The organism is Acidipila rosea, from assembly GCF_004339725.1.
Lineage (GTDB): Bacteria > Acidobacteriota > Terriglobia > Terriglobales > Acidobacteriaceae > Acidipila > Acidipila rosea.
In genome coordinates this window covers 23,467-40,247 of record NZ_SMGK01000009.1, presented here as the reverse complement: position 1 = coordinate 40,247, position 16,781 = coordinate 23,467, and the positions used below count along the sequence as shown (strand labels likewise).

General features: G+C 57.9%; 16 protein-coding genes. All 16 read right to left on the bottom strand.

Annotated elements, in window-relative coordinates; all coding sequences use genetic code 11:
- Positions 1 to 5: 5 nt before the first annotated feature.
- The 16 genes from mobF to C7378_RS17390 all read right to left on the bottom strand — a co-directional run bounded on the left by mobF (position 6) and on the right by C7378_RS17390 (position 16,768).
- On the bottom strand, positions 6 to 2,756 hold the full coding sequence (mobF, locus tag C7378_RS17465; RefSeq protein WP_131999555.1) for a MobF family relaxase: 2,751 nt from the start codon (positions 2,754 to 2,756) through the stop codon (positions 6 to 8).
- A gap of 9 nt (positions 2,757 to 2,765) precedes the next feature.
- Positions 2,766 to 4,766 (bottom strand): type IV secretion system DNA-binding domain-containing protein, encoded by a 2,001-nt coding sequence (locus tag C7378_RS17460; protein ID WP_131999553.1) that lies wholly within the window; start codon positions 4,764 to 4,766, stop codon positions 2,766 to 2,768.
- A gap of 4 nt (positions 4,767 to 4,770) precedes the next feature.
- Positions 4,771 to 5,148, bottom strand: coding sequence for a hypothetical protein (locus C7378_RS17455; RefSeq protein WP_131999551.1), 378 nt, complete (start codon positions 5,146 to 5,148; stop codon positions 4,771 to 4,773).
- A gap of 189 nt (positions 5,149 to 5,337) precedes the next feature.
- Positions 5,338 to 5,664 (bottom strand): hypothetical protein, encoded by a 327-nt coding sequence (locus C7378_RS17450; RefSeq protein WP_131999549.1) that lies wholly within the window; start codon positions 5,662 to 5,664, stop codon positions 5,338 to 5,340.
- Positions 5,665 to 5,688: 24 nt separating this feature from the next.
- Entirely contained in the window at positions 5,689 to 6,639 is a 951-nt protein-coding gene (locus C7378_RS17445) for a RepB family DNA primase (protein WP_131999547.1), read from the bottom strand.
- An 88-nt stretch (positions 6,640 to 6,727) separates the two neighbouring features.
- A complete protein-coding gene (locus C7378_RS17440) occupies positions 6,728 to 7,096 on the bottom strand; it encodes a single-stranded DNA-binding protein (RefSeq protein ID WP_131999545.1) in 369 nt (122 codons plus the stop codon).
- A 483-nt stretch (positions 7,097 to 7,579) separates the two neighbouring features.
- The gene (locus C7378_RS17435; protein ID WP_131999543.1) at positions 7,580 to 8,554 is read right to left on the bottom strand and encodes a TadA family conjugal transfer-associated ATPase; all 975 of its coding nucleotides are present in this window, start codon (positions 8,552 to 8,554) and stop codon (positions 7,580 to 7,582) included.
- Complete coding sequence (locus C7378_RS17430; protein ID WP_131999541.1) at positions 8,551 to 9,360, bottom strand: VirB8/TrbF family protein; 810 nt, start codon at positions 9,358 to 9,360, stop codon at positions 8,551 to 8,553. The genes C7378_RS17435 and C7378_RS17430 overlap by 4 nt, the downstream gene beginning before the upstream one ends.
- Positions 9,361 to 9,522: 162 nt before the next feature.
- Positions 9,523 to 10,440, bottom strand: coding sequence for a type IV secretion system protein (locus C7378_RS17425; RefSeq protein ID WP_131999539.1), 918 nt, complete (start codon positions 10,438 to 10,440; stop codon positions 9,523 to 9,525).
- 23 nt (positions 10,441 to 10,463) lie between these two features.
- Entirely contained in the window at positions 10,464 to 10,733 is a 270-nt protein-coding gene (locus tag C7378_RS17420) for a hypothetical protein (protein ID WP_131999537.1), read from the bottom strand.
- 11 nt (positions 10,734 to 10,744) lie between these two features.
- Positions 10,745 to 11,533, bottom strand: a complete 789-nt coding sequence (locus C7378_RS17415; protein WP_131999535.1) for a hypothetical protein — start codon at positions 11,531 to 11,533, stop codon at positions 10,745 to 10,747.
- A 236-nt stretch (positions 11,534 to 11,769) separates the two neighbouring features.
- The gene (locus C7378_RS17410; RefSeq protein ID WP_131999533.1) at positions 11,770 to 12,003 is read right to left on the bottom strand and encodes a hypothetical protein; all 234 of its coding nucleotides are present in this window, start codon (positions 12,001 to 12,003) and stop codon (positions 11,770 to 11,772) included.
- Positions 12,004 to 12,018: 15 nt separating this feature from the next.
- Complete coding sequence (locus C7378_RS17405; RefSeq protein WP_131999531.1) at positions 12,019 to 13,287, bottom strand: TrbI/VirB10 family protein; 1,269 nt, start codon at positions 13,285 to 13,287, stop codon at positions 12,019 to 12,021.
- A gap of 2 nt (positions 13,288 to 13,289) precedes the next feature.
- The gene (locus tag C7378_RS17400) at positions 13,290 to 14,135 is read right to left on the bottom strand and encodes a TrbG/VirB9 family P-type conjugative transfer protein (protein WP_131999529.1); all 846 of its coding nucleotides are present in this window, start codon (positions 14,133 to 14,135) and stop codon (positions 13,290 to 13,292) included.
- Between the two features lie 19 nt (positions 14,136 to 14,154).
- Positions 14,155 to 16,524: a VirB4 family type IV secretion system protein gene (locus tag C7378_RS17395; RefSeq protein WP_131999527.1), complete on the bottom strand. Its 2,370-nt coding sequence runs from the start codon at positions 16,522 to 16,524 to the stop codon at positions 14,155 to 14,157.
- The gene (locus C7378_RS17390; protein WP_131999525.1) at positions 16,505 to 16,768 is read right to left on the bottom strand and encodes a VirB3 family type IV secretion system protein; all 264 of its coding nucleotides are present in this window, start codon (positions 16,766 to 16,768) and stop codon (positions 16,505 to 16,507) included. The genes C7378_RS17395 and C7378_RS17390 overlap by 20 nt, the downstream gene beginning before the upstream one ends.
- Positions 16,769 to 16,781 lie beyond the last annotated feature (13 nt).

Here is a 16,781-nt window from a genome sequence, read left to right as displayed (position 1 = left end):
AAGGTTCATCGCGGTGTGAGAACCAATCCTTGTCCCATCGCATTGCTTTGTGCATTGCCAAAACTGATCGCCGCACTCTTGCTCACGTCCTGGCTGAGTTTGCCAGCGAGCGAAGCGGCATCATTGGTGTAAATCTGCGCGTCATGCGAGGCGCGGGAGACCGATACATAAGCGAACCTGCTGGACATCAGCTCAGGATGAACTTCAGTGTCCATGTTGACGATCACGCGTTCGGATGTGAGTCCCTGTGAGCTATGTGAAGTGACAGCGTACCCATGATCGAGGTGTCTCATGCTATTCGCGTCGAAGCGCACAATCCTGTCTTTTCCGCCGTCCATGCGAATACTGATCGTGCCGTCCTCGCCGATGTGCTGGATTGTGCCGAGGTCACGATTGGCTACCTGCAAGTCTCTCGACGGAGCCGTAAATTGGATCTTGTCTCCAACCGAAAATTCGCGCTCGATCTCGCGGTAGGCCGCGATGCCGCGCAACCGTGAGGGGTCATAGGTCACTTGCTGGCCGTCCGCCTTTCGCACGGTGACGAGGTTTTCAGGTGCACTCGTCGTCACTACCTGGGCATAGCTTCTGGCCTCGATATCATGCTCCTTGCTGCCACGCACGTAATGGAGAACATCTCCCGGCTGATAGCGAGCGGCCCACTCGCGGTCAGCTCCAGTCATGTCGTTGCGCGGCGCGAGAACTCGCATGGAGTGATCTTTGCTGTCTACGACGCCTAGCGCCTGCAACTCCTGCCTCACGGCCTGATTGATGGCGCGGCGCGAAGCGTTATCCGGCGATACGATAAGCGTATTTTCGGGATGCGTGGCATAGTCTTTGGCGATGGCAGCGACACGTTCCTGCGGGTCAACGATCTCTCTGATACGCCCCTGCCGGGAAAGCATTTCTACACCTACAGCGGTTTCGTTGTTGGACAGATGCTCAACAGCTCTCAGCAATTCAGGGTCTTTCTGGCGCATGATCTGGTCAAGCTGCGCCGTCCTCATGCCCGCTTCCTGCAACTGCTCGAAAGGCTTCCCGGCGTCCACCCCCTGATGCTGGCGCGTATCGCCAATCAACAGAACCTTGTCCTGCGGGCCAATCTTATTCAGAAAATCATGCATCTGCTGCGTCGATGCCAGGGAGGATTCATCGACCATGTAGAGATGCCTTCTCGCGGGATCACCGCCGTCGGCCTGCAGGCCGCCGCCCCCGAGGAAGCGTTGCAATGTGTCCGCCTTAATTCCCGCATCGCGGAGCTGCTTCGCAGCGCGCGATGTCGGCGCGAATCCTTCCACGGCATAGCCATTTTTCTCCGCCCCTTCGCGTATGGCTTCGAGGACCGAGGTCTTGCCTGAGCCTGCTCGTCCCTGCAATCCCTGCACGTGGTCATAGGAAGTAAGAACTTCTTCGATGACCCGCTTCTGTGCGGCGTTGAAATGAGGACGCGAATCTACGAGCGGGATTGCGCTTTCAATCCCCATAATCTGCGGTGCGCGGCTTTGTCCGTCCCGCACCTTCTGCACGATTTCACTCTCCGCGAGGATGGTCGCCGCAGTGGTGAACCTGCGTCCGGCTTTGGAGCCGTCGTCGGGGATTTGTTTGAACTCGCCGGAGGCGATACGTGCCTCGAAGCTGGCGCGCACCTCCGGGTAGGTCATCTCGCCCATGCCACGGCGTAAGGCATCCACGTAGAGGGCGCGTTCATCGACGACGGCCTCACGCTCGAAGCCCTTATCGCGGGCGAAGGTCACGGCTTCGCGCACCTGCTGCTGACGCTCTTTTGCAGGCTGCTGCTGGGCCTGCTCCTGTCTACGCTGCCGCGCCTCGGCCACAACCCTGTCAGCCTGATTTCCGAATTCATCGGCAATCTGTTTGTGTGCGGCCAGGATTTGATCGGGAGATAGAATGACCTTCTTATCGCGTGTGTTGTGTGCCGCAATCTGCGCAGCCTCCGGTCCAGCAAACCCGCTGCGCGAGAGGGCTTCTTCGATCTGCTGGCGGCGCGGGCTGGATGCCTCAAGATAGGCCGGTGTGTAGCCTTTTACGTCAGGTGCTCCACTCTTGCCGGCCTCGATTTCATAGCCAAGTTCGCGCAACTTGTAGGTCAGATGAGATTGGTAGACAGCGGTAGCGAACTGCTGGCTCTCAAAGAGCGAGTGCGGCTGCAAGGCTCGCATCTTTCCGTTGTCGCGTTCGGTCATATTGAAGATAACGACGTGCGTGTGGAGCTGCGGCGCAGCGTAACCATCGACCGGACGTGCGGTGTCATGCTCGAACTTCGCCGCTGCAAACTTTCCGGTCGTCTCGGCAGGATTGTTGCCGCCGATGCGGGCCTGCGTGTACTTTTCCAACTCACTCAAGGCGATGTTGACGGCCTCGCGGTGTGCTTCGCGCACCCGGTCATCGCCACCGACAAGGGCGGTCAGAGAGATGGATTTCGGCGCGGAAAACGTAGCGTCCCACCCGGCGCGGTGTTCGACCGGCGAAACCATCTCTCCCTGGGCGTTACGGTACTCGTGGACGACGCGATGGGAGACCAACTGCTTACCGGTCTCAGGGTGTTGCCCCTCCGATAGACGGGCAAACTCTTCCGCGCCTACGGCTCCCGATAAACCGAACTCAGAGGCCAGCTTTCCATGCCACTCACCCTGAATGGTGTCGCCCTGCTTCCAATAGTTCTGCTCAGCGGCGGTGAACTCCTTAGCGTGGTAAGTCTGCGCCTGTCCTGCCGAGAGCGGTTTCGAGATGTTCAACATGACGGCTCCTTATCCCTTGAACGTGAGAGCCTGTTGCTCGCTGGTATCGTCCTGCACGCTGGTTTCCTGCTGCATCTCGTGCGCTGCGGCGGGCTCGTTGGGTTGTGGCTGCGGTTCGGCAGAAGCGGCGGAAGGCTGCGGCTCCTGTGCCAATTCCGCCGTACCGGGTTCCGTCTTCGGTATATACGGGAGCTTGTCATCCGGGCGTTCGCGCAGCTCGAAAGGCTTGGCGACCTCCGGCATATCGAAGTATGGAAAGGAAAAGTACGTGACCTTGTTTTGGTATTTCATGAAGGCATGAAGGTCCGGCAGGCCGGAGACTTCCGACTCCAGCACCAGCGGCTCAACTTGCCGCTCGATGGTGAAATTGTGACCGGCGCGCGTCCCATCGAAGTGCGTCTCGCGCAGCCGTTCAATCTCTACTTTTCCGATGAACTTCGACACCCACTCCCCGGCGTTTGGCTCCTTGGTGGTAAGCCAAACGCTCGTCGCAGGCTGCGACAGCATTACCTCGGCCAGATGGCCGTACAGGTACTCAAGCTGTGCCTTGCCCTGGAAGCCGAGCAGGACGGGATTCTGGCCCTTTCTCCCTTCGGTAATCGCCGTATGAAGCTGCGGCAACTTCTGTAAGCTCGCCAGCTCATCAATCACGAACCAGACGCGCTTCTGGTCTTTCGTTGGCTCATTCAAGAGCCGCAAGACCAGCCAGTCAATCCATAAGCTCTGCAAGGGCCGAAGCGCTTCTCGCTCTGCCGGAAGAGACGTAATGAAGATCCAGCCCTTTCTCTTTTCAGCCCATTCCGTTGCCGTCCATGTGCCATTGCCTTCCTCCTTCCTGGGAAGCAGGCGCAGACTATCGGCAACCAACCCAAGCGAACCGAGCACACCGGCACGCTGTTGTTGCGCGCGCGGGTCGATCAGGTGCGCGTGCTCCGTGCCTTTCAGTCGGCGGTCGATCTCGTCCGGGTTCGACATCCACTGCACCAGCTCCTCCGGCGTCGGCCTGTAAGCCATCAGAAACGCAAAGATTTTCTGCGGCGACTCGATGAAAAACTCTCCCTTACGATCCTGCGGCGGCTGAAAGAGAGACGCCGCCAATGCCTTTGCTTCGGAGCGGCTGCGCAGCTCTTCGGCTGGCCCCCAATAGGGGCAGCGTGCGTCGAGTGGATTGAGGATGACATCCCCACGGCCACGGTCATAGAACCGCTTCACGAACTCGCGGGCCGGGTCATACACGATGGCCGAATCTCCCCGACCTTGCACCTGCCGGAGCACCTGGAACAGCAGGGCGGACTTGCCTGAGCCTGTGTCTCCGATGATCTGCATGTGCTGCGCTTCGGCCTTCGCCGGAATGCGAATCATCTCCTTCATGTCGTCGGTTTTGAAGCCGATTCCGTCGCCCTTGACGGCATGATTGAATTCCTTCGGCGTGAGCCGTTCCGGGCCTTTCAGCCGCCGTCCATACTTGAGCGCCTTCTGCCGCTTCACATCCTTGGTGACGGCGAACGGCGTCAGAGCGAGGAAGAGGCCCGCGCCGCAAAGCAGCGGGATTTTCAGCATGTCCGACAGGTCACTTTTATAGATAGCTACCTTGAGGTAGTCAAACAGCCGGGCATCCACATATTCCCGTACTGGGCCACGAAAGAGCAGATCGTCTCCGTGCTGGATGGCAGATGGGGAGAGGGCCAGCGGAATGATTCTGCCACCCGGTTCGATGGTCTTTCCATGCACTACGTCATCAGTCATGGCAGGGCTTGGCTTTATACCGCGTCCCGTCAGAAAGAGCATCCGGTACTGGCTGCGATGCGTCCGGCTGAGTGATCCGAGGAAGGAGGTACGCACATAGACCGGCATATAAAACCGCTGCAACGGCGTACCGACAAACCGAAGTCGAGCATAGACAAACATGATCGTCAGAACGATGGCGGCGAAGATCGCGCTATGGGTATAGATGGGCCGGTGTTGCGGCCAGATGATCGTCTCTTTGCGACCCCACATTGTCTTTGCCATTGCCTTATCTCCTTTCTTCGGCCAGGAGTTTCCCGGCCAGCTCATGCTTCGCCGTGCCAATCTGATCCAGTAACTTGTCGAATGCTTCTGGTGTCATCGTTTGCCCGATAGCAACCGAGCGCAGCGCATTCACAAGCAGCAAACGGACGCCTACAATCTCCGGCAGCATGATCTTTTCTGACCCGCCTTCTGCTCGTGAGGCAACAGCGTCCAATGCTAGGTCGCGCAGCCATTCGCCAGTCGTCTTGGCTTCCGCCCTTGCGGCGTCCTCTACTGTGCGGTATTCCGTGGCGGTAACTTTGGTCGTGAGAGTCTGATTGCGGCTCTCACGACCACGAATCTTGCCGCGCTTTGTAGTCATCTGTGCATCGAGAATCGCCATGCCGCAGTGCTCCAATTCTCGAAAATCGCAGGGAGCTAACTAGCTCCCCGATTTTCGTAAGTCCTGTGCTTTGCCACGGAACCCATTAGCTCCCGCAGGGAGCTAAACAGCTCCCCATTAGGGGTGGAGTGTCGAAATACACCCGGTGCGCAGCACCGCTCTGGCACTGCCACGGATGTAGGTGGAGGATCATGCCTTCGATCCCGCCACAACTGCCGGTGTTTGGGACGCCGAAGATGCTGCGGAAACCGGCTTCTTCACAGCCGGTTCCGCTGCCTCATTTGCAGCAGCTCTGCGCACGCGCAAGGTCGGTGTAACCCGCTGTGCTTCGGGAGTGCGAAGGAACTCCTGAAACTCACGGTCTTTCGAGAACACATAAGCAAGCGCCTGCTCCACGACATCGTTCGCAGAAGCGTGAATAAAAGTGGCGTACTGATCGACCTGAGTAGCGGTCGTATCTGTCAACCGAATCGAGGCGCTGAGGTGGCGGGTTTGGGTGACTTCTAGCAGGGGCATTGTGTTCTCCTTTGGGGTTGAAAATCAGGCTGTCTTTGGTTGGGCAATCATGCGCTGCGCCGTCGCCGCAATCTCCCGCGCACGAGTGGAACAAAGCGCTGCGGGAAGCTCGGAACAACGGCGGGATTCAAGCATGGCGATTATGTCGTCGATGGCGATGCCTTCGATGAGCCAAAGGCGAGCCGAAGCCACATCGACGGTGCGCAGCGCGTAGTAAAAAGGATTGGGCTTGTCGGCGCGGCGCGACGCCAGCTCCCGAGTCAGCTTCACGGCATCTTTGCCGTGGGCAAGCTCATGGGAAACCCATGCCCAATCGCTCTCCGAATGGCTGTGCTTTCCCATCTGCATCCGGGCCGTGATGGCATGGTCGAAGGCCATAGCATCCACCGCACCCGCGTCCAGCTCGAAGTCACCGGGAGTCCAGATGGAATCATCGGGATATTCGACCGTGACTCTGTACGCGGGATCGTATTTCCGATTCAGGAAACCGGGCACACGAAGGACACGGTTGCAATCGGTGCAAGCGGGATCGCCTCCGAAGGCGATGGCGAGCAGCTTGAGCATCTGCTCTTGACTCGCAAAGTCGAACCCTTCGACGCGCCAAAGCACCTGATACTTGCCCTGCGACGTAGAGAGAATCGAGGTCGGCGGCGGTACAAACTCCGATGCCCGGAGCGCAGCGAGCCGGGCGTCTCCATCCGTGTCGATATCTATATACAGATGCCGGACGGAAGCGATGCTTTCCTTGGTGCGTTTGCGGCTGCCGGGGTGAAGTGGATTGACAGCGACATAAACGTTGTTGCGGCCATGCTGGTTCTCGTAAGAGAGCCAAGCCATATACCGGGTCTCTAAAGCCTGCTCCAAACGCACGACTCGTTGCATGGGAGTAGCGCCATTCTCTCCCCGCAACAGGACGGCTATCGTCTCTTCCGGGGCAAAGCAACGTCTGAGGAAGCGGGCAGCGATTTGACTCATAGCGGACCTCTTTGCGAGTGCGATCATGCGGGCTAAAGCAGTGAAAGAAGCCCGGTGATGTGCCGGGCTTCTACAGATGAGGGATGGCTTACTCAGCCATCGCCTCATCGGGGATATCTTCGTGCTCCAGTTCGTCCGACTCGATCCGCTGCGTGCGGTCGAGTTTGAGGAAGGAGTTGACGACAATCGAGTCGCGCTTGCCGCCCTTGTACTCCGTGTGTCGGATCGCTCCCCGCACCTCGATGTGCGCACCCTTTTCGAGCTTGGCGGCGGCCTCTGCACGCGGGCCGAAGACGATGCAGCGGTGCCATTCGGTGAGCGTCGTGTACTTGCCGTCCTTGTTCTTGAAGCGAGTCGAAGTTGCCAGGGAGAACGTGGTGAAAGTGCGGTCGTTCTTGGTGTGGGTTTGGGCGTTGTCGCCGAGGTTGCCGATGAGGATTGCGAGGTTCGTTTCCATGATGGTGTCTCCGTTTTGAATTCCCGAACTTGCTCGGGTCACTAACAAGCGAAGTGGGCCTATGCTCCCAAGCGCCAAGGAGTGCTTTATTGGGCGCAGGCCGGAAGAAGTTTGAGCGGCGTTCTGTGCCGCCGTTTTCAAACTTGTTCTGGAGGGCACCGGGAAAGCAGAACGACGCCGTGCCGCAGGGCGCAATAGGGGTATTCCCCGAAGCAGTGACCGAGCATGAGACGGGATTGTATTGGGGAGACACATTGGGAGAACCCGTTCCCATCGAGCATCCGGCCCATGCCATACCACAAGACCGTAGCTTTCACACGACCGGCAACGAACGCTCACAACAGGGCGCTGAAGGCTACCGTTACCGCGCATGTTTTGGCCCCAAGAGCCAAGCTGAAATGACTCGTCCATCGTGGGGCAATTTGTCACCGATGGGCCTGGCAAGATGACTCGAAAACTCATGCTCGAACTCCTCTCCGTAGCTCACGCTGCCTGAGCCGGAGCACGATAGATGTCTTCCGTAAGAAAGCATTGTTCGACATGGCTGTAGCCGTTGACGGCAATCACCTCGCGCACCCGGCGTCGGCCCGTATGATCGCGCTCGCAATACAGAACAAAGTCGATGGCTTCCGCCGTCTCCGAACGCATGAATGCGTGGTTCAGATTGGGCCTGGCACTCAGGGCCAGATTGGAGAGCCGATTCAGAGCGTCAAGCGCCGACTTTGCATGAATGGTAGAGAGGGTGCCGCCATGCCCTGTATTCATGGCTTGCAGGAGGTCATAGCCGCACTCATTGCGTATCTCACCCATGATGATCCGGTCAGGACGATGGCGAAGCGCAGCGGCCAAAAGCTCGCTCGGCGTGATCGCAACCTGACCGGGAATCTCCTCGACTGCTTCCCAACGAACCGCGTTGGGATGGGATACTTTTAGCTCGGCAGGTTGCTCGATGATGAGCAAGCGTTCGTACTCTGGAATGTGATCTAGGAAAGCTTTCATCAGAGTTGTCTTCCCACTACCGGTTCCACCGCTGATAATCCCGTTCTTTCTGTCCCCGATCAGGCGCACGACAGTATCCCGAACGTGCGACGGCATACTGCCCGACGAAATCAGCTCATCGGAGCTATACCAGCGATTGAACTTGCGGATGGTAAGGGTTGGGCCGTTGATCGAAGATGGAGGACCGACAACCGCAACCCGCGAGCCGTCCGGCAAGCGTGTATTAAGAATGGGGTTCTGTGTCGTGAGGTCTTGCCCGAGGATGCGGGCAACACGCTCTATCGCTGCCTGGAGCCTGTCGTTTGTGTATGGAGCTGTGAGCGGGATATGCTGCACAACCCCACCACGATCTGCGTAGACGCCCGTTGTGCCATTAATCATCAGGTCTGAGATGGACGGGTCTAGCAGAAGCTCGCGCAACTCCGGCGGAAAGAACGGAAGGATCAGTTCGTAGCTCACCGCGACACTCTCGACGATGACGGCGGCGCAGTCACAGGATTTGGCTCGGCTGTTCCGGCAACAATCGGAGTAACGGAGACACGGTTTTCGTGGAATTCGGTGATGGTCAGTCCGAGCGGATTGATGAACTCATATTGCGGGTAAATCTTCGCCTGGTCGCTGACCTGCTTGGGATTCAGATAGTAGGTGAGGCTGAGCATCCAATGCTCGGTCCTGGGCTCCCGCGAGTGGCTTGGGGAGTAGAGCTTGTCTATAGCGACTAGCGCCGTACCACGGGCGATTGCGGCACCTTGTACTGTCTCCTGGGACATGGACGTGATGGTGACATTCTTCACGTCCACATCGCTCTGCTCGATCTGGCCCGCCACCACCTGCGAGACGAGATGGTTTTGATTGTCTTCGAGCATCAACTGCGAAGCGAGCGCTTGCCCCATGAAGTAGTAGTTCAGCGAGTATTTCTTCCCGATGGCGTCGCGGTTGATGGTGAAGCGATAGTTTGCCCAGTCCATCAAATACGTGCGTACCTCACCCTCGCGTGGACTGTAGTTCAGGTCACTGTATTGGATTGCCTGGGCGCGGCCCATCTCATCAATGCGGACGTAGCGATTGGTGACGGGACGGCGAGCCAATGAGAGATTCAGCCACATGGAACCGAGTAACAGGACAGTTCCACAGCCGAGGAGGAGTCGGTATGCCTTCCGTTCTTCATAGTGAGAGGCATAGACCTCATTGCCAATTTGATCCGTGAGCAAGGCTTGCTCCGGCGAGAGTATCGATTGCTCATTGACTACTGTGTGCGTGGACATGGGGAGAAGGACTCCTTTGGTTGACCGTATGAAAGACTGCGAAAGCGTAGATCAGTCCGGCAATAATGGAACCGAGTAGTAGAAGCAACAACAATGCCCGAATAATCCGTGATGCTCCGGTAGCTCGTGCGAATAGAAACCCTAATAAGAAATTCCACATACTCATCCTCCCGATTTGATCGCCAGGGCGGCCGCTCCGCCAGCGAGTTGCGCTGCCGCTCCGGTAAGTCCCGCCGCGCCGCCGAAGATCGCTTGGGTCATGCTCGGAATAAAGAGCATGTTCACGATGAACGCGACAAACACCATGATGCACGGAATGAGATTGGCAAGCCACATCTCCATTGAGTAATTTCCATTGAATGTCTGTTGGATGAACGCATTCATAAAACCACCCCAAACGAAAATGAACGCGGCTGCTACGGCCCGAATCATGGCGAAGCTGATAAGCACATCAAGGAAGTGAAAGAACTTCGCTCGAAACGTCTTAGTCATCAGCAAAGGAACGAAGATAGGACCAAACAGAGCGGTCACACCGTAAAGGATGAAAGCGCTGCAATTGATGACGAATAGGATGGCCGACGCTATGCCTAACAAGGCCTGCACAACGAAGTAGCAAAGGATCTGCACCGGGGCCATGAGTGACGGCATCGCGGTACTGTCGCCAGCGGTCTTGAAAAGCTGGAGCAGATTATCGAGCGAGTTCTGATCGAAGGCGGCAACCATCGCCTGTGCTATGTAGGAAAAGAAGTGATTGATGCCGAAGCTAGCGCCGGGGAATGGGTTCACCCAATAACTTTCGAGGAGGCAGCAAAGGATGAGCCTGAGCAGGAAGTTGACTAGATCGCCTGCGTGAACCGGCTGAGCATGGAAGCGCAGTGTCATGCTCGTGGTGTTCCAGTTGATGACCATGCTGATGAGGGTGAAGAGTGCGATGCAGCTAAGCTCCGTAAGCCCAAGCTGGGTCAACGCGCCACCGTTCTGCGTGGTGAGATTGGTCAGATTGTTCGTGAACTGATACAGCCAATCAACGCCAGAGCTTGCGCTCGGTAGTGCCTGAGCCAACAACAGTACGGAAACCATATCGCTACTCTCCTTTCATCCCGCTAGGGGATGTACTTCTGCCAGGTCTTACCTTCGTGGGCAGCGGCAGAATTATGTCTCTTCTTGTTCGCTTCAACGCGCTTTCGGAACGCTTCGTCTTCAGCCTTGCGCTCCTCGGCCTCCTTCTGTTGTTGCTGAAGGATGGCCGCTGCTTTGGCGGCGGCAGTGGCGGCTTTCGCTGCCTCCTGCCGCTGGTAGGTCAACGCGCCGCCTATCGCGGTCAGCGCCGCGAGAATGGCGAGCAGGATTTTCGTGTTGATCCCTTTCAGCATCGTGTCTCCAACTATGGAAGGTAGGTCTGCCAGGTGCTCGATTCGTTGGCGGCGCTGGTGTCGTTGGCGGACCGCTGCTGCTGAACGAAGACGGCGGTGTTGAGGTCTTCGACGTGAGCGTTACGGCGTTCCATGTTGGCAACCGTCATCTGGGAGGCGAGGCAAGTCTGGAGCGTGCCCTGGGATTGCATCTCGCTCAACCTCTGCGCCTCGGATGCGTTGAGGAGATTAAGCTGTTGGACTTCGCTATTGGTGCTGTCGGTGTTGTCAAACTGCTGCGAGAGCAGCGAGCTATTCGCCGTACCGTTTTCGCTTCGGGAAGCACGGTATTGGCCCACAGCCGTGAGGCAGTCGGGCGATACAGAATCAGCGGTCTCGATCATGGCGAGTTGCGAGGTACGCGAGCTACCGAGCGATTGGCTGGCAAGATAAGTGGGCGCGCTGCCGTTCATGGTGACGGTCGCGGCCTTCCATGCAGTGCTCGACGCGGAGGGTGAATTGGTATTGAGCGCAATGCTCATACCCGCCGTCTCGCCAAACATATTGGCCACGTTCACGTTCTCCAAAGCATGGAGGGTCGTCTGCCACTGCTGTTTTGCGGAGAAATGCGTGATGTTGTTTTTCAGCATGTTGTACTGCGATTCAAGCGTGGTGAGCTGGGATACGAGACTGGCGTAGCTGGTTGGGTCGAAGACGATATCGCCGATGCCGAACAGGGCGAAGCTGGGCCTCGCCGTTAGTAGCACCGCTGCGCCCGCCCCAAGGAGCCACTTGCGGCGGTTAGTCAGTGTGATCTTCATAGAGCCTCCTATGGTTGGGTTGAATTACATGCACTGCGGGCAGGTCGGGTCCAACCTGTCCAGGGGAAACTCGTGGATATGTGTTGCGCATGAAATCGCATCGGTGGACTGTAGGTACACCCATGCGAGAGCATTCCGTCCTGTCTCTGTTCCAAGGAGCAGGAGAGCAAGCGGGATCGCGGCAATGATCCCAGACACCTGATAGCTCCGATGGAGAGGCGTTACCTGCATGGCCGTCACTCCTCCTCCGCAAGCTGCCGCGCTACCTGCGGGATGATCGCCACCCACTCCGCGCCGCTGCGCTCGATGGCCTCGGCGATGGTGTACTGGATCTCGTCAAGCCAATCGGCACGGTTGAGTACAAGCGCGACGGCGAGCTTTTCGCCGGTGGACTGCACGCCCCAGGCGTCGTGTCCTCCACGCTTGGCATCGTGCGACTTGCGGAGGAGACGTTCATAACGGTCGTTCATCGCAACGCTCCTTTCCTACAACGTGGGATCGACGCGATGCTCCGCGTATGCCGGGATGACCAGGTCGGTGCCGATGTACACACGCGCACGCGAGCCTTCCTTGAGCGTGATGATGGGGAGCCGATTGAGGAAGTGATTCAAGACCTGCTCGCCTTCGGTAGCGGACTGCTCAGAGATGCCATTGCGAATCTGAGTCGATGGTTCAAGAACGCTGCCGTTGTTGCCGATCTGCGCTAGGCCGCCTAAGCCGCCGATCGCTGCGGCGGCAGCGAAGGCTTGTAGGTAGCCGTGGTCCACCTTCGTCGCCAGCCCGGTTGTTCCGATCTGGTCGAGCCCGATGTACTTGGCAAACTCCAGGGAAAACCCATCAGGGCAGATGGCGCGATGGAAGGTGACGAACATCTTGCGCTGCTGCGCGTTGCCGACACTCTGCACATCACCTAGCAATCGCGTGCCTTGGGGCAAGAGAAGCTGTTGGTGGTCATGGGAGTAAAGGTCTGTCGTCAGCGAAACCATAATGGGGCCGCTGAACCCGCCGTCGATGTGATTGGTGACGACACCCTCAAGGACGGTGCCCTCGAAGATGCGATACAAGCGGCCATCGTAGGTATCGAAGTTGTACCCGGCCAGCGCATTGCTTTTACTGTCGGCCTTAGCCTCTACAGAGGCAGGCTTAGTCGGTGCCGCGCCGCCGGCTGCGGTAGCAGCCGTCCCTTGCGCGGCCTCCGTTGTCCCCGCTGCGGCAGCAGCGGGAGTCGTGCGCTCGAAGTCAATCGCAACGGTGTCACTGTTGATTGCGTCTTGCTGTTGTTTCTCTTTCGCGAGCTGCTTCTGCTTGGCCTCTGCCTGCGCCTGTGACATCTCGGACGTGTGCTTGGGAGCGTTTGGATTGTCGCCGTAGATCGCCGACCGTTGCGCGGCGGTCATCGGCGGCGCGCCTGCGGCCTCCGGGCCGGGCGCACCCTCCGTTTGTTGGAGCTGCTGGAGGGCGGCGTTAAGTTCCTGCTGATGTTGCCGCGCCTCGGCGTCGCGCTGCGCCTGCAACTGCTGCTGCGATTCAAAGCTGTTGACCTGCTGGGCGTTCGGCGCTGCGGGGCGCATGGGCATCGCGCTGGCCGGGACGTTCTTCTTGCTGCCGCTCAACAGGCTGGAGAGATTGGCGATGCCGATAAGCCCGATGATGACGACCAGGGCGATAACGACCGGCATACTCTTCCGTACCGGGGGCTTTGCCTCGGGTTGTTCCGGTACGGTGGCGGGGACGTTCTGATTGGGCTCCGGCATGGCTACCTCACTTCCTCGGTGCGGTGAAACTCGACCTTTTGCTTACCGATGGCGAGATAGCCGTTCTCCAACTGCTTCGGAACGGTGTAAAGGCCATTCGCAAAATCAAAGTTGATAAGCGAAGGTTTCTTGTCCTTCACTTCATACAAAGCGGGAGTCTCCTGAAACTGCCCACGCAGGTAGGTGAACTTGTCATCGTGCCAGATCGCCTGCAAGCCAAGCTCTTTGCCCTTCGATTTGTCCCACGTGAAGTCAAAATGCAATGAGCCGGGATACTGGCTGCGGTACGCCTCTTCCTGCGTTTTTTCCGCTTTCAGCGTTGCGGCCTGGGCCGCCTGCGCTGCGACGGCTTCTTGCTTCACTTTGTCCAGCTCGGCAGCGGGAACGAAGACAGGCATCTCAATCAATCTGTCCTTTGCGGCTCTATCGCCGGGAGCGATGAAGATTTTGGAGTCGAAGTGGGGATCGTCGTCGCCGGAGACTTCCCGCAACTGGAGGGTGTATTCATTGCCGTGATCGGAGACGATATGCACGTCCGTTGTACTGTTAGCCAACTTCGGCTTGACGCTGATGAAGCGACTGGCGACATGACCGCCATCGAACACCCAATCCACGGTATCCCCGGCAAAGACGTTGGCAACCTTCTCCTGATCGGGAAGCAGGATGAGCGTCGATTGCAGTAAACCAGCACGAACCACAGGCGGCGTGTCCGCCTCGGACACGGTGATGGTGCGCGGCGCGTTCGGCTGAAGGTGCTTCTGCTCGGGTGTCGTTGGGCCGGACGCAGAAGCAATGCTTGCGGTCAACGTTAGGCCAGCGGTAACGATGATAAGGATGGGTGATTTCATTGCTCTGGTCCTTTCGGGGTTATGCGGATTCGCCCTGGGCGAAGCGTGTGATGCCCTCGGTGAGTCCGTATTTGGCGATGAGTTTTGACCGGCGTACCCGGTCTTTGGGTTTGGTGGAGAACGTCGCATAGCTGCGGCTGTCGAGATTGAGCGCGACAACCTTCGTCAGACCGTCACGGCGCATGTATAGACCTTCGCGGTCCTGCAAGCTCTCGAAGAGAGCGAGCTGTTGTTCCGTCATCTTGAACAACTCCGCATAACGCTTTCGATTGAACGTGGCATCCTTCAGGAACAGGAACGATGTGCAGGAGTTCACGATGCTGTCAGCATTGGCTCCGAGGTCGTCGGCGGACTGGCCGATCATGGTTACGCCGCCAAGGTTCTTACGCACGGTCTTGATCGAAGCCAGCGCACCATCCAACAACTGCTTGTTCTTCATCGAAGAGAAGATTTCTTCGATGAGGATGTGCTTGGGCACGCCAAGATTGGCGGGGTTGTAAAGCACGTCGTTGATGCGCCGGAGAAGCCATACCATCAGCGGCTCGATCAGGTCGGCGTACTGGTCATTGTTCACACCCTGGAAGTCGAAGCATTGCAGGCGGGAGAGCGAGAGGCTGTCTTCAACGTTGTCGAAGACGGCGTTATAAATGCCTTTGCCAACCCACTTCGACATATAGCGGTCGAGCTTCTTCGGCAGGAACAAGTTCGACAGACGCCGGTTCTCCGGGTCGAGCAGGTACATATCCTGCACGGCCTTGTGGATGACATCGTCGTCTTCGGGCTCCAGCTCCGCGCCGCCGTTGGTGAGCAGGAGCTTCACGAAGGAATACAGGAACTTGATGTTGCTCTCGGTCGGCTCCAAGGCGAAGGGATTGACGCGGGGGCCGTCTTTTCCCACGCGGTCAACCCGTCCGCCGTATAATTCGACAACGCTCTCATAGCTGCCGCCGATGTCGAAAATGTAGGTAAATCCGCCGTATTTCTGCTCCAGAGCGATGATCTGGTTCCCATGAACCGACTTCCCGGTGCCAGTTGGGCCGATGATGAGCATGACCCTGACGCCATCCACATACACGTCCTGAAAGAACGGCGTCCGGGTGCGGGTCTCGAAGATATTCAGGTACTCCGAATCCAAGTCCTCTGAGCGTGGGTGGCCGATATGGGGCGCGAACACAGAAGACAGCCGCGCATGATGATCCTCTGCAAGCCACAGCGGGAAGACGTTGAACTTGTGATTGCCGGGGAACATGGCATAGAAAGCCGACAGGTTGCCAAGCGTCTCCTCCATCACCTGAGCGCGTGCATCGACGAAGATCCGATGCACAGCAGGGATGGTGTCGCGTAGCTGTTCGGCGCTGCGGGCGGCGAGCAGTAAGCGCAACGAGTATTCGCCTTGCGCCTTCTTATCCAGTTCGCGGATAACCTGGCTCAAGTCATCAACATTGCTGTTGGCGGCCTTCGCACCCGCCCCGGTTTCAAGGGACGCGGTATCGCGCCCGCTCATCACACGGGTCAGTACACCGACCTTGAAAAACGAGATGAACTTTTCCTGAGCGTCGATCTCGCTGCGGGCCGCGGTTGTGGACTTCACGCGCCAGGTCGAGCACAGGACGCTATCGCAGTCGAGCGTCAGCAGGCTGGAGAACTGGCACGGTCTCGATGCTTCAGGCGTGGTCTTCAGGGAGAACATCTGCACATGGCGTTTGCCGACTTGCAGGTAGTCGCTGTGCCACGCAACCGGGTTCTTCACGATCTGGCGGTCTACGCCGGTATCGCTTCGAAGCTGGTCATCGCTTGCCCAATCTTCAAGGTTGAACAGGTAGCTGAAGAACTGGAAGACATCGTTCTTCGGAAGCAGCCGCAATCCGAGAGCACCGCCAAGATGGCTTTCAAGTATGGTTGCCGTCTTCTGAAGTTCGGCCAACATGCGCGACGTGTCGGCGGCGTTCTCCTGCGGCTCGCGCTCAAACGCTTTCGCCTTCGACGGCTCAAGCGTGAGGCACCAATGAAGATCAATGCGACGGAAGGCTGCCGTCTTCTCTAGGAAAGCAAGCCGGTCGTCCACGAATACCTGCGTGGCGGGATTCGTATATCTGTTCTGACGGGGCAATTCAAACCCCGACATCACGCGTGCGTACTGATACAGGCAGGAGCCTTCAGGCAGTCCCCGAAGTGCGCCCTCAATCGCCCTCATCCGTGAATCAAGCTCCTGATCGGTCAAACTCTCCTCGTCGATGCCGGTGAGGGAGAACAGGCATCCATAGCCGCCGCCCTTGAGTGCAAAGACATTCGGGCCGATGAAGCGCGAGATGGGCACAATCGAGCACGCGGCTCCGGCCTTTGCGAACCACGGCGTATGTTTGATCTGTTCACTGTTTGCGCGGGTCATAGTAGGACTTCTGGTTGAGGCTGAGGCCCCAGAGTTGAAACATCTTTGGGTGTTTGCGGACGATCAGCCATGCGCCAATCGCAAGCGTGGGGAAGGCAATCATTGCCAGAAGACGAAACCCAACGAGGAAAACCGTTACGCAGACGAATACGATCGCCATCCATGCTGTAAGATCGAGACCAAGCTTGGCTCTCGGTCGATTCAGCGCTTGATTGATCGGTAACGGCTCTCCCCGCTTGGTCATAATCGATGTCACC